Origin of the sequence: Oerskovia turbata, from assembly GCF_000718325.1 — a bacterium.
Classification (GTDB): Bacteria; Actinomycetota; Actinomycetes; order Actinomycetales; family Cellulomonadaceae; genus Oerskovia; species Oerskovia turbata.
The window spans coordinates 57,970-75,436 of the sequence record NZ_JOFV01000012.1 but is presented as its reverse complement, the minus strand read 5'-3'; the positions used below and the strand labels follow the sequence as shown (position 1 = coordinate 75,436).

The following is a 17,467-nucleotide window of genomic DNA, read 5'->3' as shown; positions in this document are numbered from 1 at the left end:
CCCGCACCAAGGCAGCAGCCACGAGCAAGGCGGCTCCGGCGGCCCCATCGTCAATGAAGGAGCTCAAGGACACGCTGTGGAAGGCCGCGGACAAGCTCCGCGGCTCCATGGACGCCTCCCAGTACAAGGACGTGATCCTGGGGCTCGTGTTCCTCAAGTACGTCTCGGACGCGTTCGAGGAGCGTCGCGGCCAGATCCTCGGGGAGCTCGCCGCCGACGGCCTCAGCGAGGAGCAGAGCCAGCAGTTCCTCGAGGACATCGACGAGTACACGAGAGCCGGGGTCTTCTGGATCCCCGTGCGGGCACGCTGGGGCTACCTCGCGGAGAACGCGAAGGGACGCCCGGCCGCGATGGGCGAGCCTTTCGCGCCGATCGGGCAGCTGATCGACGACGCCATGGACCACATCATGGGGTCCAACCCGTCGCTCAAGGCGACGCTGCCGCGCATCTTCAACCGCGACAACGTGGACCAGCGACGCCTGGGCGAGCTGCTCGACCTGTTCAACTCCGCGCGGTTCACGGGTCAGGGGGCGTCCAAGGCCCGCGACGTGCTGGGCGAGGTGTACGAGTACTTCCTGGAGAAGTTCGCGCGCGCCGAGGGCAAGCGCGGCGGGGAGTTCTTCACGCCGCCGAGCGTCGTGCGGGTCCTGGTCGAGGTCCTCGAGCCGTACAGCGGGCGCGTGTACGACCCGGCGTGCGGGTCGGGCGGCATGTTCGTGCAGGCCGAGAAGTTCATCGAGCAGCACGGCGGCAGCCCGCAGGAGATCTCGGTCTACGGGCAGGAGCTCAACGAGCGCACGTGGCGCCTCGCGAAGATGAACCTCGCGATCCACGGCCTCACGGGCAACCTGGGGCCCCGCTGGGGGGACACGTTCGCGCGCGACCAGCACGCGGACACCCAGATGGACTACGTCATGTCCAACCCGCCGTTCAACATCAAGGACTGGTCGCGCTCGGAGTCGGACCCGCGCTGGCGCTTCGGTGTTCCGCCCGTGGGCAACGCGAACTACGCGTGGATCCAGCACATCCTCTCCAAGCTGACGCCCACCGGGTCTGCGGCCGTGGTCATGGCCAACGGGTCCATGTCCTCCACCTCGGGCGGGGAGGGCGAGATCCGCGCACAGATCGTCGAGGCCGACCTCGTGAGCTGCATGGTCGCGCTGCCGACCCAGCTCTTCCGCTCCACGGGCATCCCCGTGTGCGTCTGGTTCTTCGCCAAGGACAAGACGGCGGGCGCTCGCGGATCGGTCGACCGGACCGGGCAGGTGCTGTTCATCGACGCCCGCAACCTCGGGTACATGGTCGACCGCGCCGAGCGCGCGCTGTCCGACGAGGACATCGCCAAGATCGCGGGGACCTACCACGCGTGGCGCGGCACCCCCTCTGCGGTTGCCGCGGGCGCGGTGTACGACGACGAGCTCGGCTTCTCGCGCTCGGTCACCCTCGCGGAGATCAAGGAGGCGGGATACGCCCTCACGCCCGGACGCTACGTCGGCGCCGCCGAGGTCGAGGACGACGGCGAGCCCATCGAGGACAAGATCGCGCGGCTGACGGGCGAGCTCTTTGCTCAGTTCGAGGAGTCGGCACGGCTCGAGGCCGTGGTGCGGGAGCAGCTGGGGAGGGTTCAGTGATCCCGGTGTTGTGGGCACCCGTTGTGAAACTGAGTGACTTGCTTGAAGGGGGGCACGTTTCCTATGGAATCGTGCAGCCAGGCGCAGACACCAGCGATGGTGTACCCATTCTGCGGGTCAAGGACATTCGAGATGGTCGGATTAGCACTGAGCAGCCTCTTCGAGTCGATCCAGCGATCTCTGCGCGACATGCTAGAACTCTTCTGGTCGGCGGAGAACTCGTGATCTCCCTTGTCGGAACCGTCGGGGAGGCTGCGGTCGTCCCCAAGTCGCTCGCAGGCTGGAACGTTGCCCGCGCGGTTGCTGTAGTCAGACCGCAGTCTGTTTCGTCCGAGTGGCTTCGCCTAGCCTTTGCGACAAGCGCGGTTCGCGAACAGGTGACTGCCCTACTCAACACCACCGTCCAATCCACACTGAACCTGAGCGACCTCAAGCGAATCGATATCCCGATGCCAGTTGCGCGCGATCGTGAGGCGATTGTTGAAGTGCTGGGGGCACTCGACGACAAGATCGCGGCCAACACCAAGCTTGCCTCCACGGCCGACCGACTTGCTCGGGAGATATACCGGTCGATTGTGCGGGGCGCTGGAGTTGCTCCGTTGAGTTCGACGGCTCGTTTTGTCAATGGGCGAGCTTTTACGAAGGGGGCGACGGGGACGGGGCGGGTGGTGGTCCGGATCGCCGAACTGAACTCCGGCATCTCCGGATCAACTGTCTATAACGACATCGTCGTGGCATCCGAGAACGTTGCTCGTCCTGGCGACCTGCTTTTTGCCTGGTCTGGATCGTTGACTCTCCATCGCTGGTATCGCGACGAGGCAATCGTGAATCAGCATATTTTCAAGGTGATCCCGAACGTCGAGTATCCGATGTGGCTTGTCAATCAACTTGTCCTGGAGAGGTTGGACGAGTTCAAGTCGATCGCGGCGGACAAAGCGACGACGATGGGTCACATCCAGCGTAGGCATCTCGATGAGCCTGTCCGCGTGCCCTCACGTGACCTCATTGCCGCGAACGACGTGCACATGGATGCGTTGTGGAATCGAGCGCTTGTCGCCGAACGAGAGAACCTCACTCTCGCCGCCACCCGCGACACCCTGCTCCCGCAGCTCGTGTCCGGCAAGCTCCGCGTCAGGGATGCCGAGCGTATCGTCTCCGAGGTCGCCTGACCGCGATCCGCGGTACCGCCGCGATCCTGTGTGATCGAGATGCGGCCAACCGGGGTTCATCGCGATCGGAAGCCCCAGTTGGCCGCATCTCGATCGCCGCGTCCATCCTTCGCGGCTCGCGCGCGTCTGGGTATGTGCGCGGTGCCTGAGATCGCAGACCGGGCATCGTGCCAAGTCCTTCAGTCTTGGCACGTGAGGATCGTCGAGGTGCTGCTCGTTGCCGCATCAGGTGTTTGCGCACCGACAACCAGCAGCATCTCGCGAGGGCGCTGCCACGGGCCCCACCTCATCCGTCCGCCGCACGAGCCACCCGACAGCAGGAACCCATGAAGAAGCCGGCCGATGTCGCCGACACCGCACCGTCCGCCTACGCCCGGAGGCAGGCGGAGTTCGGCACTGGTGACGCCCGGCCCGGCTGGAACCGATGGCTGCTTCTCCTCACGGCTCTCCCGGTCGGCGCGCTCGGGCTTCTCGGGGGCCCCGCGATGATTGCCGTGCTGGTCGGGTGCGTCGTCTGGTTCGTGGTGAGCGCGGTCCTCTTCGGCCGACACCTGGACTACCGTCGCCCACGTCGGCCGTATCGGGCCGTCGCCAGGATGGGGCGGGTCCGCCGTGAGCCGGCGCGACAGATACCGCTCTACTCCCGGGTGTGCGTGATCTGCGGCCGGCCACTGACGAACCGCGAGAGCATGCGAGCCCGCGTCGGCTCGACGTGCATCAAGCGCTACGGTCCACGTTTTGCCTTCCGGGTGAACCCTGACCACGAGCTCTGGACCCTCGAGATGGTTCGCGCGCGGGCCGATCAGGCAGAACGCCAGGCTCGTCTCAACGTCGAGTTCGACCGCGCGACCGCCGCGTACCCGGGGCTCGTCGCGGCCTGGGAGGCCGAGAGAGCATCGGAGACCGGGCGCCTCCGACGGGATGCCCGTCGGCGAGCGGCCCCGATGTTCGTCTCGTCGATCGCGGCGTGTCTCGCCTCTGTCGTGGTCCCGGGATTCTTCGGATAGTTCACCCGGCCGACCCTGTCCGACGGTGACGGATGTGACTAATATCGGGCCCGCTGAGCACAAGACGATCGAAGCGTAGAACGGGCGGAACGCGGTGCGGAAGACAGGTGGTCTCGTCGTCTTGTCATTCCTCGGCCTCCTGACGACCGGCTGCACCGATCATGCGGCGAGCGGAACCAAGGCCCATGGAATCTGGGCCAACGACATTGATGACTTCGGAAACTACGAAGAACCTGCGATCGACGGACCCGACGAGGTCGTGCCGGACGAGCGCGACCTGGAACACCAGTGGGAACAGATGGCGCCCGAACAGCCGGCAGCCTGGTCGTGCTATCTCTCGATCACCTTCAACGACGACTGGCACGACGACGTCGAATGCAGCAATGGAATCGACCTCGACAGGCCGTACCTGCGCGAGTGGGACGACTTCGTGACCGAGGAGGAGCTCATGCAGTCCGCCTTCGAGTACGAGAACGCCCTCAACGCGGGCTGAATCGCCTCGTCGAAGATCCCGCTGGCGAGCCCAGCAGTCTGATCATCCCCTTATCACCATGCTCTTCGCGTTCCCTCCCTGCCCCACGGAGACTGATCGCGGGGTCGAACCGCTGAAACCCCTTTCCGTCGCGATCTCAGGAGAAGCCATGACCGATCAGCCCACTGCACCCACCCCGGATGCGGGCGGCCTCGCCGCCGACGTTCCTCCGCCCCCGCCCGCGTCGCCCGCCGATGACCAGGTCTGGGCGTCGCCGAGGGGAGAGGGAATCGCCGCCGTCGGGCAGGGGGCGCGACCCACATGGGTGCTGCCCGTCGTGACGGGAGTGATCGGCCTCGTCGTCGGTGCCGGCGGCATGGCCGCGATCGGCGCGGGGCAGGACGCGGCGGCGAGGACGGCGCAGAGCGCGGTGCTCGCGGACGCTGTCGAGACCTGCGACCTTGCTGGCGATCCGTGGTTCGTCGTTGCTGACGAAGGATCCACTCTGACGTTCGACAACAAGGGGGACGACGAGATCACGGGCGGATCGTTCGAGAATCTTGTCTGCCTGCTCGACGCGCTCGATGCGCCCTCGAGCGTGCGCTCCCACATGGGCCAGACGACGTCCTTGGACGGCCGCCAGGAGGCGAGCTGGGACGGTGTCGCGATCGCCTGGTCCTACCACCCGGACCGGGGGATGGACGGTGTCGTGACGGTGGAAACGGCGGACTGAGCGGGGGCCGTGTCGCGTCGGGCCAGGCGCTCGTCGCATTGCAGCAGGCCAAGAGTGTTGCGCATCCGCAACACTAACCTTAGGGTGGGGGCATGGACCTTGCGGAACGCGTCAACACACTCCGCCAGGTCAACGGGCTGTCCGTCCGTGACCTTGCGGGGCTCGCTGGTGTCAGCCCGTCGACGATCAGCCGCATCGAGGCCCGCAAGATGGATCCGAGCTTCGATCTCGCCACCACCATCCTGCAGGTCATGGGCATGAACCTCGGCGCGGTGGAGACCACAGACGTCGAGGCCCTGCGAGCCGCACGGTACGCGCTGGGCCAGGACACCGAACTGACTCCTGGTGCGCGGGAGTGGATCGCGCGCTGGACCCGCATCCGCATCATCGGCCCGGACGGGCGGGCCACCGCCGGTCGCGAGCCGGACGTCGCCTTCCGCGCCGCACGCCTGGCCCGCCTCGCCGACAGGCCTGGCGGCGCTGACTTCGCGCCGGCGGGTGTGGCCGTCGATCTTGTCGAGACGCTCGGTCGGGCCGGAGCCCCGTATGCGCTCACCGGCGATGCCGCCGCCGACCTGCTCGGCGCGCACGCCACCACGGCCTGGCCGGTGCTGTACGTCGAGGACGTCCAGCAGGCGCGCGAAGTCCTCGAACTGATACCGCTCGCCGACGGCGCGCGCGGTCGTCGGATCACCCTCGTCCCCTTCGACGGCCTCAGTGAACTCGGTGCGCGGACGGTGGGCGGCATCACTGTCGCTGCGACCGAACAGGTCGCCATCGACTGCTACAGCGGCCCTGGCCGGATGCCGGACCAGGCCGACCTCCTGCTGGGCGTGCGCGGATGACGGATCGAGGCGACGGCGGGATCCCTGGTACCGCGAACGAGTGGAGTCGACGCGCCCTGCTCAACGCCGTGCGATCGCTCCATCAGCACCGGGCTGCTCTGACCGTCGTCGGCGCGCACGCCGTGATCCTTCGCACCCAGGACGTACCGATCGAACCGTCTGCCACTGCGGACGCAGACTTCTCCGTCACGCCCGAGCTCGTGGCTGACACGAGCATCGAAGCGACGCTCGTGGGGGAGGGGTACGAGCTGCGGGCCGCTCAAGGAGTGCCGCCTTCCCGCCCGGGCCAGTGGGGGCGTGGGCGGATCGTCCAGCCCGACGGGTCCACCTCGTGGACCGAGACCGTCGACCTGCTTGCCGGACGCGCCATCGCAGGGAACGTGGGCAAGCGCACCCGCGGTGTGCCGGCTCTCTCACCCGTGCACGGCAAGATGTCGGTCGGGAACGCCGAAGGGGTGGAGCTGTGCTCCTACGACCGGTCCCCCCTGCTCGTCACCGATCTCACCGACCCGTCGGACAGTCTGGAAGTCAACGTCGCAGGTCATGGCGCACTGCTGATCGCGAAGGCGTACTCGGAACGGCTCGACGGCAACCCCGCCCGCTTGCGTGCCAAGGACTCGGGAGACGTCTGGCGGCTGTTGGAGGCCTGTGACCTCGACCAGGTCCAGGGCGTTCTCGACGAGCACTCCGACCATCCGACGATCGGTCCTGCCGTACAGAAGGGCATCGACCACCTTCGTCGCGTGATCGCCAGCCCTGTCGTCGTGCAGATGGCGGCGGAGACCTACGCCTTCGACCTGACGGTCGACGAGGTCGGCGCGACTTTCCACCGGGCAGGATCCGTGCTCGGCGATTGATCGCGCGGCACGCTCTCCCTCGGCGCCCCCTCGGTGCCGATATAGCCCTTATCACTTCACCCACCGTGCCCCGCCACGAGACCACCAAGAATGAGTCATGGCGCCGATAGGCTCCGCACAGCACCGCAGCGCAGCAGTCGCAGCACCGACTCCACGGAGGATCCATGAAGCTCACCGAGGACGCCTGGGAGCACCTGGCGCTCGACGACCTGAGCGAGCTCTTCTGGACCGTGAAGCACGGCAAGGAGATCGCGCCCGGGGCGAGCACCGCCGTCGGGCCGGACGGGCAGCCCGTCCCCGAGCGCGAGTCGTGGGACGAGCTCCTCATCCCCACCCGCCTGCGCACCGCGCTGCGCGCGCTCAACCCCGACGTGCCCCGCGAGTACCTCGACCAGGCGTTCGCGGCGATCGTCGCCCCGACGTCGAACGACGCGATCGCCGAGAACAAGCGCGTCCACGACTTCCTGACCGACGGCTTCCGCGGCATCAGCTACGTCGACGCCGACGGCCTCGAGCAGAACCCGACCATCCGCCTCGTGAGCAGCGAACCGTCGGAGAACGACTGGCTCGCGGCGAACCAGGTCACGGTCGTGCGGGGTGACGTCGAACGACGCTTCGACGTGGTCCTGTACCTCAACGGGTTGCCCGTGAGCGTGATCGAGCTCAAGAACGCCGGCACCCGGGCCGCCGACCTCGCCGCGGCCCACGCCCAGGTCGCGACGTATGTCCGTGAGCTGCCGCTCGTCTTCCGCTTCGTGGTCCTGACGCTCGTCTCCGACGGCATCACCGCGCGCTACGGCACGCCCTTCACGCCGTTCAACCACTTCTCGCCGTGGAACGTCGACGACGACGGCCGCCCCGTCGGGACGTCCGGCCGCCCGGACAGCACGCAGTGGCCCGACGACGCCGCACCCGCCGACGACGAGCCCGTCACCGCGCTGCGGCTCGCCCTCTACGGGGTGTTCGACCAGCTCCGCTTCCTGCAGCTCCTGCACGGCTACGTCGCGTTCGACGAGGGGAGCGAGGGGCTCAGCAAGCGCGTCGCCAAGCCGCACCAGTACTTCGCGGTCTCCAAGGCGGTCGAGAAGACCATCACCGCGGTCGCGTCCGACGGCAAGGCGGGCGTCGTCTGGCACACCCAGGGCTCGGGCAAGTCCATGGAGATGGAGCTCTACACCAACCAGGTCATGCGGCACCCCCGGCTGCGCAACCCCACGGTCGTCGTCGTGACCGACCGCACCGAGCTCGACGGCCAGCTTTACGAGACCTTCCGGCGCAGCCAGCTGCTGCCCGAGGAACCCCGCCAGATCCGCCGCCGAGAAGAGCTGCGCACCGAGCTCGCCGGCCGGGTGACCGGCGGCATCTACTTCACGACGCTGCAGAAGTTCGGGCTCTCGCCCGCAGAGAAGCAGGCAGGCACCAAGCACCCCCTGCTGTCCGACCGGCGCAACATCGTCGTCGTCGTCGACGAAGCCCACCGCAGCCACTACGACGACCTCGACGGCTACGCCTGGCACCTCAAGAGTGCTCTCCCGCACGCCACGCTCATCGCGTTCACCGGGACCCCCGTCAGCACCGCCGAACGCGACACGCGCGCCGTGTTCGGCGAGGACATCGACGTCTACGACCTCTCCCGCGCCGTGCACGACGGCGCCACGGTCCCCGTGTACTTCGACTCCCGCCTCGTGAAGGTCGACTTCGTCGACGGCGCCGACGAGTCCACGATCGACGCCGCCGCCGACGAGATGACCACGGGGCTCGACGACGCCGAGCGCCGTCGTATCGAGTCGAGTGTCGCTGTCGTCAACGCGATCTACGGTGCCCCGGCCCGCCTGGAGGCGCTCGCGGTCGACCTGGTCGCGCACTGGGAAGGACGCCGGGCCGCGATGTTCGAGTCGCTCGGCCGCGCCGGTCACGAACGCACCCCGGGCAAGGCGCTGGTCGTCGGCGCGACCCGCGAGATCTGTGCGCGGCTCTACGCCCAGATCGTCGCCCTGCGTCCCGACTGGCACTCCGACGACCTGGCGACCGGAAAGATCAAGGTCGTCTACTCGGGGACGCCGTCGGACCCCTTGCCCATCCGGGACCACGTGCGGCGCGACAGCGAGAACGCGGCCATCAAGCAGCGCCTCAAGGACCCCGACGACGAGCTCGAGATCGTGATCGTCAAGGACATGATGCTGACGGGGTTCGACTCCCCGCCCCTGCACACCCTGTACCTCGACCGGCCCATCAAGGGCGCGCTGCTCATGCAGACGCTCGCCCGCGTCAACCGCACGTTCCGCGGCAAGACCGCAGGCCTGTTGGTCGCCTACGCCCCCGTCGCGGAGAACCTCGCCGCCGCACTGCGCGAGTACTCGCCCCAGGACCAGGCGACCCGCCCCCTCGGCCGCCAGGTCGAGGAGGCCGTCGCGCTGGCCGAGCTGCTCGTGTCCCAGGTGCGGGCGACACTCTCCGGGTTCGACTGGCGTGCACGGTTCAAGCTCCCCGGCGAGCGGGCGTACGTCCTGGCCGTCCACGCGACCGTGAACCACCTGCGCGACCCCGGCACGGTCGGCAATCGACCGGAGGACGTCGAGGACGGCAGCGACACGCTCGGCGCGACCTTCCGCCGTCAGGCAGGCCAGCTGCACCGCGCCTGGGCCCTCGCCGGGGGAGCAGGCCACCTCAGCGACATCGCCGACGACGTGCGGTTCTTCGAAGAGGTGCGCGTCTGGATGGGGAAGTTCGACGCCGAAGACCGCCAGGCGCGGGGCGAGGCGATCCCCGACGACGTCCAGCGCATGCTCAACCAGCTCGTCGCCGAGAGCGTCGACTCGGGCGAGGTGCTCGACATCTACCAGGCCGCCGGCATGGAGTCGCCGCGCATCGACGAGATCGACACGTCCTTCCTCGCGACCGCCGCGCACGCCGAGAACCCGCACCTCGCGATCGAGGCGCTCCGCAAGGTGATCCAGGAGGAGTCTCGCGCTGCGACCCGCAACAACCTGGTGCGCCAGCGCGCGTTCTCCGACCGGCTCAACGAGCTCATGACGCGCTACACCAACTCCAACCTTACGTCCGCCGAGGTGATCGCAGCCCTCATCGAGATGGCGCACGAGGTCACGGCCGAGGGCGGGCGTGGTGATCTCTTCTCGCCGCCGCTCAACAGTGACGAGCTCGCGTTCTACGACGCCGTCGCCACGAACGAATCGGCTGTCGAGGTCCAGGGGGACGGGGTCCTCGCCGACATCGCCCGCGAGCTCCTCACCGTCCTGCGGCGTGACGTGCGCACCGACTGGACCGTGCGCGAGGACGTGCGCGCCAAGCTCCGGTCCTCGATCAAGCGGCTCCTCGTCAAGCACGGCTACCCGCCGGACAAGCAGCCGGGCGCGATCAAGCTCGTCATGGAACAGATGGAGTCGATGGCCCCGCGCTACGCGGAGCGCGAGGAGGGGGCGGCGTGATCGAGCTCGTGTCGGAGAAGGTCTGGGAGTCGCTGCGGGAGGTGACGTGGCCCGGGCCGGTGCGGGCCGCGATCGCCTACGTGGGACGTGAGGCTCCTGATCTGCTTCCTCTGGGCGCCGGGGACACACTGGTTTTCGACGGGTCCGACGAGTCGCTCGCCGGTGGCACCACGAACCCCGCAGCGCTCCAGGTGCTGTTCGACCGTGGCGTGATCCTGGTGTCAGTCGCCCGGCTGCACGCCAAGGTGATCGTCGCCGGGGTCGAGGAGACCGGTGAGCGCAAGACCCTCGTCGGATCGGCCAACGCCTCCGAGCGCTCGCGCACGTCGCTGCGTGAGGCGGCGCTCCTGACCGACGACGTCGAGGTCGCCGAACAGGCCGACCTCCAGATCGACGAGTGGTCGGGAGATCCCGAGGCCGAGTGGGTCGACCAGCAGTGGCTCGACCGGGCAGCGACGATCTACAGGCCGCGTCGTAGCGCGATCCCTCCTCGAAAGGTCCGACGTTCCGGCGATTCGAGCCAGCGGCTGTGGATCGCGCCGTGGACGTTTGACGAGATCCCGCTGTCTGCCGCGGTCGAGAGCGCGGTCGGGCACTACTCGGCGCGCTTCTCCGAGCTCGATGTCTGGACCTACCGACTTCTCGATGAGGGCCATGACGTCAAACCTTCGGACGAGCTCCTGGTCTTTGAGGTCAAGGATGACCAGGACGAGCCGCATGGAAACCGTCGGTCCTGGCCGCTGTCCCGGGTAGTTCGCGTCGTGGACGAAGCTGATGGACCCTCCCGCGTGGCGATCTGCGTCAGCCCCTTCGAAGGGGCCCGAATGACCTACGCTCACCTGGGGCGGGTGCTTGCTGACGAGGGCGGCGAGATCTCCGAAACAGGCCTCTTGTCGCCTGGCGCAGAGCGCGCAGTGCGCCGCGCTCTCGCAGTGCTCGAGATGCCTGCTGAGAAGGCTCTCGAGGCGGATCGCGACGCCTTGATCGTGCGTCCCATCAGCTGTCCTCGGTGCGATGCAAGGTTGCGTCTCGTCATTCGAGGAATGCCCCCTGGCCCTCCGGACCCCGACGTCTACGTGCTGGGCGGCTGCGTGGTCGGGCCGGGGCCGCTGCCCACTCACGCCTGTTCCTCGTGCGGGTGGGAAGGTCGGCGCCGCGACTGGTATCCCGAGCAGGTGCGGGAGATCGCGTCGCTTGACGACCTGTTCCGTCACCTCGGAGCCGATGACCTGGAGTCCCTCGCGGACAAGGTCACGGACGACCTCGACCACGACCCGGTCGGACTCGACGTGCACGCGGACGCCGACGGCAACGAGATCGGGGTCGAGGCGAACCTCGGTGGAACGGGCGTCGTGCTCGAGTTCCCCTTCACCACCGTCGACTTCTGGGACACCTGGGACGGGCTGCACGACGGCTGGCAGCTGCGGACGAGCAAGTGGGAGTCCGAGCTCGACGAGGCGTGAACGGACGGAGCGCACCCGGGTGAGATGGACCACCCGGGTGCGCTCCGTCGTCGGGCCGCTACCGAGCGGCGTCAGCGCATGAACGCCAGCGCCCATGTCTCGGGGCCGCGCTCCAGGTAGTCGACGGTGAACGTCCCGGGCCAGCGGGCGTCGATCTGTGCCAGGAGCGGCAGGGGGTCGTGCGGGGCGAGCAGGACCATGCCGGCGCCGGGTGCGACGCCGTCGAGCGCCCCGAAGATGGTCGCGTGCCGGATCGCGTGCGGTACGGCGCGGGCGTCGAGGACGGGGAGGTTCCCGGCGTCGTCGTGCCCGCCGCACCCGCAGGAGTGCCCGCCCGGGGCCGGGGCGGCCGGTGTGTCGGCGGCCGGTGCTTCCGTGGTGGTCGCAGCGCCTCCGCCGCAGCCTCCGTTGCCGCATCCGCATCCGTCGCCTGCTGCGTCGGACGCCTTGTCGTGGGAGTGCTCGTGCCCGCCGAGGAGTTCGTGCATCCCGTCGAGGACGGTCGCGAGCGACACGGCGGTGGACTGGGCCAGCAGGGGCAGGATCTGGTCGTTCTCCTTGGTCATGTGCACGTCGAAGAGGACCTGGAGGGCGCGGCCCAGCGCGGCGGCGCGCACGGGGCTCGTCGCGTCGGCGAGCGAGTCGACGAGGCCGCTGATGACGCCGTGCTCGGTGATCATGGCGTCGACCAGGAGGCGGGCGTGCTCGTCGCGGTGCGCGTGCGGGTACATCGCGTCTTCTTCGGCGAGCGCGTGCGGCAGCAGGTCCGTGCGGGTCCAGTCGACGAGGCGCTGGTGGGCGGTCGTGCCGGCGGTCGCGTCGCCTGCCTCGACCGCCTGGACGAGCATCTCGACGAGGAGGGTGAGGGTTCCGTTCATCTCGGTGTGGTGTGCGACGACGGCCTCGACCGCGCGTGAGTCTTCGGCCGACGTGGCCAGGACGATGGTGCTCATGACGTGAGTCCTCCGGGGCGGGCGTGGTTTCCGAACACCTCCGACATTAGTACACTTTATTCCGTGGAAAATACGGAGCCTCTGGGTCAGGCAGGACGAGCGACCTCCCCGCGTCCGGGGTACGGCCCCCCGCCGGTCCGACGTCCGCTGCGCCCCGCCCGACTGTCCAGGGCGCGGCTCGCAGTGCTGGACGTCCTCGCGTCGCAGCCCGAGCCCTGCTCGGTCGCCTCGGTCGCGAGGGCGCTCGACCAGCACACCAACACGGTGCGCGAACATCTCGAGGGCCTCGTCGAGGCCGGGCTCGCGACCAGCGAGAACGCGCCGGCGCACGGGCGCGGACGCCCGGCCCGGCTCTACACACCGGCCACCGAGTCCCCGACCACGGCGGGAGCCGCCGAGTACGCGGGCCTGGCATCGGCGCTCGCGGCCCAGATCGCCCGGTCGAGCGCCGACCCGGTCGGCGACGCCCTGGCAGCAGGCCGCGCGTGGGGCTCCGACCTCGCCGAGACGGCCGAGACGGCCGAGACCGCGGCAGGCCCGCACGGTGCGGGCGGTGCCACCCCGCCACCCGACGACGTCGCGTCCGCCGCGCGCCACGACGTCGTCTCCCTGCTGGACAGGCTGGGCTTCGCACCCCGGGCCGACGACGACGCGGCCTCGGTCGCGCTGACCCGGTGCCCGCTGCTCGAGGCCGCGTACCGCAACCCGGAGGTCGTGTGCGCGGTGCACCTCGGTCTCGCCCAGGGTGCGCTCGAACGCCTCGGCGCCCCGAGCGAGGGCACGTCGCTGCTGCCCTTCGCCGAGCCGGGCGCCTGCCGTCTGCACCTGCGCCCGCAGCCCGCGCCCGGCTCCCGGGACAGGGCGTCCTGATGCGCCGCGCCGTCTTCGTCGTGCCCGCCGGTCTCGCGCTCCTCGCGGGGCTCGACGCGGCCCTGCTGCTCCTGGACCTCCCGGCCCCGATCGCGACCGACCGCCTGCCCGTGATCCACGGCGTGCTGCTCGTCCTGGGGTTCGTCGGCACCGTCATCGCGCTCGAGCGCGCCGTCGCGCTGCGCACCCGCTGGGGGTTCGTCGCCCCAGGCCTCCTGGGGGCGGGGGCGCTGGCGCTGCTGAGCCCCGCGCCCCTCGTCGTCGGGCAGGTGCTCCTCGTCGTGGGGTGTGCCGCGCTGTGCGCGGTGTACGTCCCGCTGTGGCGCCGCCAGCACGACGACGCGGTCCTCGTCCAGCTCATCGGCGCACTGCTCGCGACGGGTGGCGCCCTGCTGTGGCTCGGCGGGGTGGGCGTCGCGGACGTGCTGCCGTGGCTCGCGTGCTTCGTCGTGGCGACCATCGCGGGCGAACGGCTCGAGCTCGCCCGGATCGCTTTCCTCGACCGAGGCGCGGGAACGATCCTCTGGGTCTGCTGGGCGCTCGCGGTGGGGTGCGTGGCCACGTTGCTGTGGCCGGGCCCCGGCTACGCGATCCTGGGTGCGGCGGTCCTGACGCTGTGCGGCTGGCTCGCGGTGCACGACGTCGCGCGGCGCACCATCCGCTCGACCGGCCTTGCGCGCTGCATGGCCGCGTGCCTGCTCGCGGCCTACGTATGGCTCGCGGTCGCCGGGGCGGTCTGGCTCCTCGGCGGGAGGCAGGACACGGGGCCCGGATACGACGCCGTGATCCACGCGGTCTTCCTGGGGTTCACGATCTCCATGATCATGGCGCACGCGCCCGTGATCCTGCCCGCCGTGCTGCGGGTCCGGCTGCCGTACACGCCCCTGATGTACGGACCGGTCGTGCTCCTGCACGTCGGCCTCGTGGTCCGGCTCGGGCTGGGCGACGCCCGTGACCTGCCCGTGGCGCACCAGGTCGGCGGCGCCCTGAACGTCGTCGCGCTGCTCGCCTTCGTCGGCCTCATGGTGACCGTCGGGGTGCGCGCGAACCTGCGCCACGCCGTGCCCCCCGCCACCGCCGCACCCGGCCGGTGCGACGCCGTCGGGCCCGTTCCCGCCGAGGAGACCGCCCCGTGAAGCTCGACCTGACCGCCGCTCCCGCCCCGCTGCGACCCCTGACCGACCGCAGCGCCTGGCACCTGCGGGCCAACGCGCCCGTGGTCGCGTGGCTGCTGGCCACGGTCGTCGTCGCCGTCGCCCACCGGTGGATCCCGGCGTCGCCCTGGCTGCTCGTGCACCTGCTGCTGCTCGGCGCGGTGACCAACGCGATCTGCGTGTGGAGCCAGCACTTCACCGACGCGCTGCTCAGCCGTCGGGTCACGCCCGCGTCGCGGCGGTGGCAGGTCGCGCGCCTGGTGCTGCTCAACGTCGCGGTCGTCGCGACCGTCGCGGGCATGGTGACCGCGACGTGGGTCGTCACCCTGGTCGGGGCGGTCGGCGTCGGAGTAGCGGTCGCGGCGCACGGCACGGCCCTGTGGCGGCAGTCGCGCCGGGCGCTCGCGGCCCGCTTCCGGATCTGCGTCGCGTTCTACGTCGCCGCGGCCTGGCTCCTGCCGTTCGGGGCCGGGCTCGGCGCGACGCTCGCGCGCGGCCTCGACGAGGCGTGGCACACGCGCGTCGTGCTGGCCCACGCGGGCGTCAACCTGCTCGGGTTCGTGGGCCTGACGGTCATGGGCACGCTCATGACGCTGTGGCCGACCATGCTGCGGACCAGGATGGCCGACGACGCGCCGCGCGCCGCGCGCACGACGCTCGCCCTCATGCTCGGCGGGCTCGCAGCCGGTGTCGCCGCGGTGCTGCTCGCGGCGCCGCCCGTCGCGGCCGTGGGTCTCGCGACGTACCTCGCGGGCGTCCTGGTCTCGGTGCGCCCCCTGTTCACGGCGGCCCGACGGCGACCGCCCGCCACCTTCGCGACGTGGTCGGCGGCGTGCGCGCTCGCGTGGCTCGTAGGGGCGCTCGCGACGCTGACCGGTGTGCTCGCGCTCAGCGGAGGCTGGGAGACGGCCGCCGGTCGCGTCGGCATCGTGACCGTGCCGCTCGTCGCGGGCTTCGCGGCCCAGGTCCTGCTGGGGGCGCTGACGTACCTCGTGCCCGTGGTGCTGGGCGGGGGACCGGCCGCAGTGCGCTCGACCACGGCCGTCCTCGAACGCGGGGCCGTGGTGCGGGTCGTGCTGTTCAACGGCGCGCTCGCGTTCTTCGTGCTGCCCGCGCCGAGCCTGGTGCACGTGCTCGCGTCGCTGACCGCGCTGGGTGCGCTCGTGGCCTTCCTGCCGCTGCTCGTCGGCGCGGTGCTCGCTCATCGCCGTGCACGGCGTACCCCGTTCGTCCCGCCGACCGCCGACGACGTCGCGGCGGCCCACGCCCTGGGACAGGACCTGCATGCTCGGGCCGGTGCCCGCCAGGGGCCACCCGTCGAGGCCGTGACCGGACCACGCCGCAAGGGCTCGGCCGTGGCCGCGCTGAGCGTCCTGCTCCTCGTCGCGGCCGGAGGGGTCGCCCTGGACCCGGCCGCGCTCGGCACGGGCAGCGGTGCGACGTCGGCCGCGGCCGGTGCCGCGGGGACCGTCGCCGCGACGGGCCGCACCACGACGGTCGAGGTCGAGGCCGCCGACATGCGCTTCGTGCCGAGCGAGATCGAGGTCCCGGCCGGCGACACGCTCGTCCTCGTCGTGACCAACACCGACACCACGGTCCACGACCTCGCGCTGGACACGGGTCGGACCAGCGGCCGGATCGCGCCGGGCGCGACCGAGACGTTCGACGTCGGGGTCGTGGGGCGCGCGATCGACGGGTGGTGCACGGTCGTGGGGCACCGGCAGATGGGCATGGTGCTGACGATCACGCCGACGGGCCCGGGGGCCGTGCCCGACGCCTCGGCGTCAGGGGCTCCCGACGGGAGCGCCGGGGGCGCGGGCGACCACGAGGGCATGGCCGGGATGGACCACGGCTCGGGCGGCGCCGCGTCCAGCGCCGCCGAGGACCTGGACTTCATGGCCACGCCGGGTGAGGGCTTCACGGCCCACCCGGCCGAGCTCGCGCCCGCTGGACCGGAGACGGTGCACCGCGTGCGCCTGCCGGTCGCGGAGGCCGTGACCGAGGTCGCGCCGGGTGTGACGCAGCGACTCTGGACGTTCGGCGGTACGGCGCCCGGCCCGACGCTGCGCGGGAAGGTCGGGGACCGCTTCGAGATCACGCTGGTCAACGACGGCACGATCGGGCACTCGATCGACTTCCATGCGGGTGCCCTCGCCCCCGACGAGCCCATGCGCACGATCGCCCCGGGCGAGGAGCTGACGTACTCGTTCACGGCGACCATGTCGGGCGTGTGGATGTACCACTGCTCGACCATGCCCATGTCGGCGCACATCGCGAACGGCATGTTCGGCGCGGTCGTGATCGATCCCCCCGATCTCGCGCCGGTCGACCGCGAGTACCTGCTGGTCCAGTCGGAGTACTACCTCGGCCCCCAGGGCGGCGAGGTCGACATGGACCGGCTCGCGACGGGCGATCCCGACGTCGTCGCGTTCAACGGCTACGCCAACCAGTACGACGCGGAGCCGCTCCCGGCCCGGTTGGGCGAGCGCGTGCGCATCTGGGTGCTGCCCGCGGGGCCCCACCGGGGGACGTCGTTCCACGTCGTGGGCGGCCAGTTCGACACGGTCTTCAGCGAGGGCGCCTACCAGCTGCGGCCCGGCAACGCCGAGGCGGGCGGCTCGCAGGTCCTGGGGCTCGCGGTCGCGCAGGGCGGGTTCGTCGAGATGGCGTTCCCCGAGGCGGGCAGGTACCCGTTCGTGAGCCACGCGATGATCGACGCCGAGCGCGGCGCGCACGGGGTGTTCGCCGTCACGGGACCGTAGCGCGCCGGGCCGGGGCCCGGCGTCGGCACCGGGTTCCGCGACCGTGGGCCCGCCCGACGTAGGGTGTCCTCGGTCCGCTCGTACCGATCACCGGAGGCAGCATGC

The 17,467-nt window shown here is 70.4% G+C and carries 13 protein-coding genes; 12 read left to right on the top strand and 1 reads right to left on the bottom strand.

All coding sequences use genetic code 11. From position 1 onward, the window contains the following. The first annotated feature begins 53 nt into the window (after positions 1-53). The 9 genes from IE95_RS0113530 (at position 54) to IE95_RS19690 (ending at position 11,623) form a co-directional block, all read left to right on the top strand. Positions 54-1,631: a class I SAM-dependent DNA methyltransferase gene (locus IE95_RS0113530; RefSeq protein ID WP_051703107.1), complete on the top strand. Its 1,578-nt coding sequence runs from the start codon at positions 54-56 to the stop codon at positions 1,629-1,631. Beyond that, a complete protein-coding gene (locus IE95_RS20185; RefSeq protein WP_084690269.1) occupies positions 1,628-2,800 on the top strand; it encodes a restriction endonuclease subunit S in 1,173 nt (390 codons plus the stop codon). The genes IE95_RS0113530 and IE95_RS20185 overlap by 4 nt, the downstream gene beginning before the upstream one ends. Before the next feature lie 326 nt (positions 2,801-3,126). Next, positions 3,127-3,807 carry a DUF6011 domain-containing protein gene (locus tag IE95_RS0113520; protein WP_030152149.1) on the top strand — a complete coding sequence of 227 codons (681 nt, stop codon included), beginning with the start codon at positions 3,127-3,129 and terminating at the stop codon, positions 3,805-3,807. Between the two features lie 121 nt (positions 3,808-3,928). Next, a complete protein-coding gene (locus IE95_RS0113515) occupies positions 3,929-4,300 on the top strand; it encodes a hypothetical protein (RefSeq protein ID WP_129429491.1) in 372 nt (123 codons plus the stop codon). Positions 4,301-4,358: 58 nt separating this feature from the next. Next, complete coding sequence (locus IE95_RS19695) at positions 4,359-5,012, top strand: hypothetical protein (protein ID WP_129429490.1); 654 nt, start codon at positions 4,359-4,361, stop codon at positions 5,010-5,012. Between the two features lie 92 nt (positions 5,013-5,104). After that, positions 5,105-5,857, top strand: coding sequence for a helix-turn-helix transcriptional regulator (locus IE95_RS0113505; protein WP_030152146.1), 753 nt, complete (start codon positions 5,105-5,107; stop codon positions 5,855-5,857). Positions 5,858-6,237: 380 nt separating this feature from the next. Continuing rightward, positions 6,238-6,714: a hypothetical protein gene (locus IE95_RS20470; protein ID WP_129429489.1), complete on the top strand. Its 477-nt coding sequence runs from the start codon at positions 6,238-6,240 to the stop codon at positions 6,712-6,714. Between the two features lie 164 nt (positions 6,715-6,878). After that, positions 6,879-10,160, top strand: coding sequence for a type I restriction endonuclease subunit R (locus IE95_RS0113495; RefSeq protein WP_030152144.1), 3,282 nt, complete (start codon positions 6,879-6,881; stop codon positions 10,158-10,160). After that, positions 10,157-11,623, top strand: coding sequence for a phospholipase D-like domain-containing protein (locus tag IE95_RS19690; protein ID WP_051703105.1), 1,467 nt, complete (start codon positions 10,157-10,159; stop codon positions 11,621-11,623). Before IE95_RS0113495 ends, IE95_RS19690 begins: the two co-directional genes overlap by 4 nt. Before the next feature lie 71 nt (positions 11,624-11,694). Here the strand turns inward: IE95_RS19690 and IE95_RS21320 are convergent, their stop codons facing one another. Continuing rightward, the gene (locus IE95_RS21320; RefSeq protein ID WP_030152142.1) at positions 11,695-12,576 is read right to left on the bottom strand and encodes a DUF2249 domain-containing protein; all 882 of its coding nucleotides are present in this window, start codon (positions 12,574-12,576) and stop codon (positions 11,695-11,697) included. Between the two features lie 63 nt (positions 12,577-12,639). Here IE95_RS21320 and IE95_RS0113480 point away from each other — a divergent pair, with 63 nt between their 5' ends. Genes IE95_RS0113480 through IE95_RS0113470 form a run of 3 tightly spaced genes read left to right on the top strand, consistent with a single transcriptional unit; the run spans position 12,640 to position 17,362 of the window. Then, positions 12,640-13,446 carry a helix-turn-helix transcriptional regulator gene (locus IE95_RS0113480; RefSeq protein WP_206053267.1) on the top strand — a complete coding sequence of 269 codons (807 nt, stop codon included), beginning with the start codon at positions 12,640-12,642 and terminating at the stop codon, positions 13,444-13,446. Next, the gene (locus IE95_RS0113475; protein ID WP_051703104.1) at positions 13,446-14,582 is read left to right on the top strand and encodes a hypothetical protein; all 1,137 of its coding nucleotides are present in this window, start codon (positions 13,446-13,448) and stop codon (positions 14,580-14,582) included. The genes IE95_RS0113480 and IE95_RS0113475 overlap by 1 nt, the downstream gene beginning before the upstream one ends. Continuing rightward, a complete protein-coding gene (locus tag IE95_RS0113470) occupies positions 14,579-17,362 on the top strand; it encodes a multicopper oxidase domain-containing protein (RefSeq protein ID WP_240666179.1) in 2,784 nt (927 codons plus the stop codon). Before IE95_RS0113475 ends, IE95_RS0113470 begins: the two co-directional genes overlap by 4 nt. Positions 17,363-17,467 lie beyond the last annotated feature (105 nt).

Bases quoted from the DNA above. Each gene is read 5' to 3' on its own strand.
- IE95_RS0113505 (WP_030152146.1), top strand. From the start codon at position 5,105: ATGGACCTTGCGGAACGCGTCAACACACTCCGCCAGGTCAACGGGCTG.
- IE95_RS0113495 (WP_030152144.1), top strand. From the start codon at position 6,879: ATGAAGCTCACCGAGGACGCCTGGGAGCACCTGGCGCTCGACGACCTG.
- IE95_RS19695 (WP_129429490.1), top strand. From the start codon at position 4,359: ATGCTCTTCGCGTTCCCTCCCTGCCCCACGGAGACTGATCGCGGGGTC.
- IE95_RS0113475 (WP_051703104.1), top strand. From the start codon at position 13,446: ATGCGCCGCGCCGTCTTCGTCGTGCCCGCCGGTCTCGCGCTCCTCGCG.
- IE95_RS0113520 (WP_030152149.1), top strand. From the start codon at position 3,127: ATGAAGAAGCCGGCCGATGTCGCCGACACCGCACCGTCCGCCTACGCC.
- IE95_RS21320 (WP_030152142.1), bottom strand. From the start codon at position 12,576: ATGAGCACCATCGTCCTGGCCACGTCGGCCGAAGACTCACGCGCGGTC.
- IE95_RS0113530 (WP_051703107.1), top strand. From the start codon at position 54: ATGAAGGAGCTCAAGGACACGCTGTGGAAGGCCGCGGACAAGCTCCGC.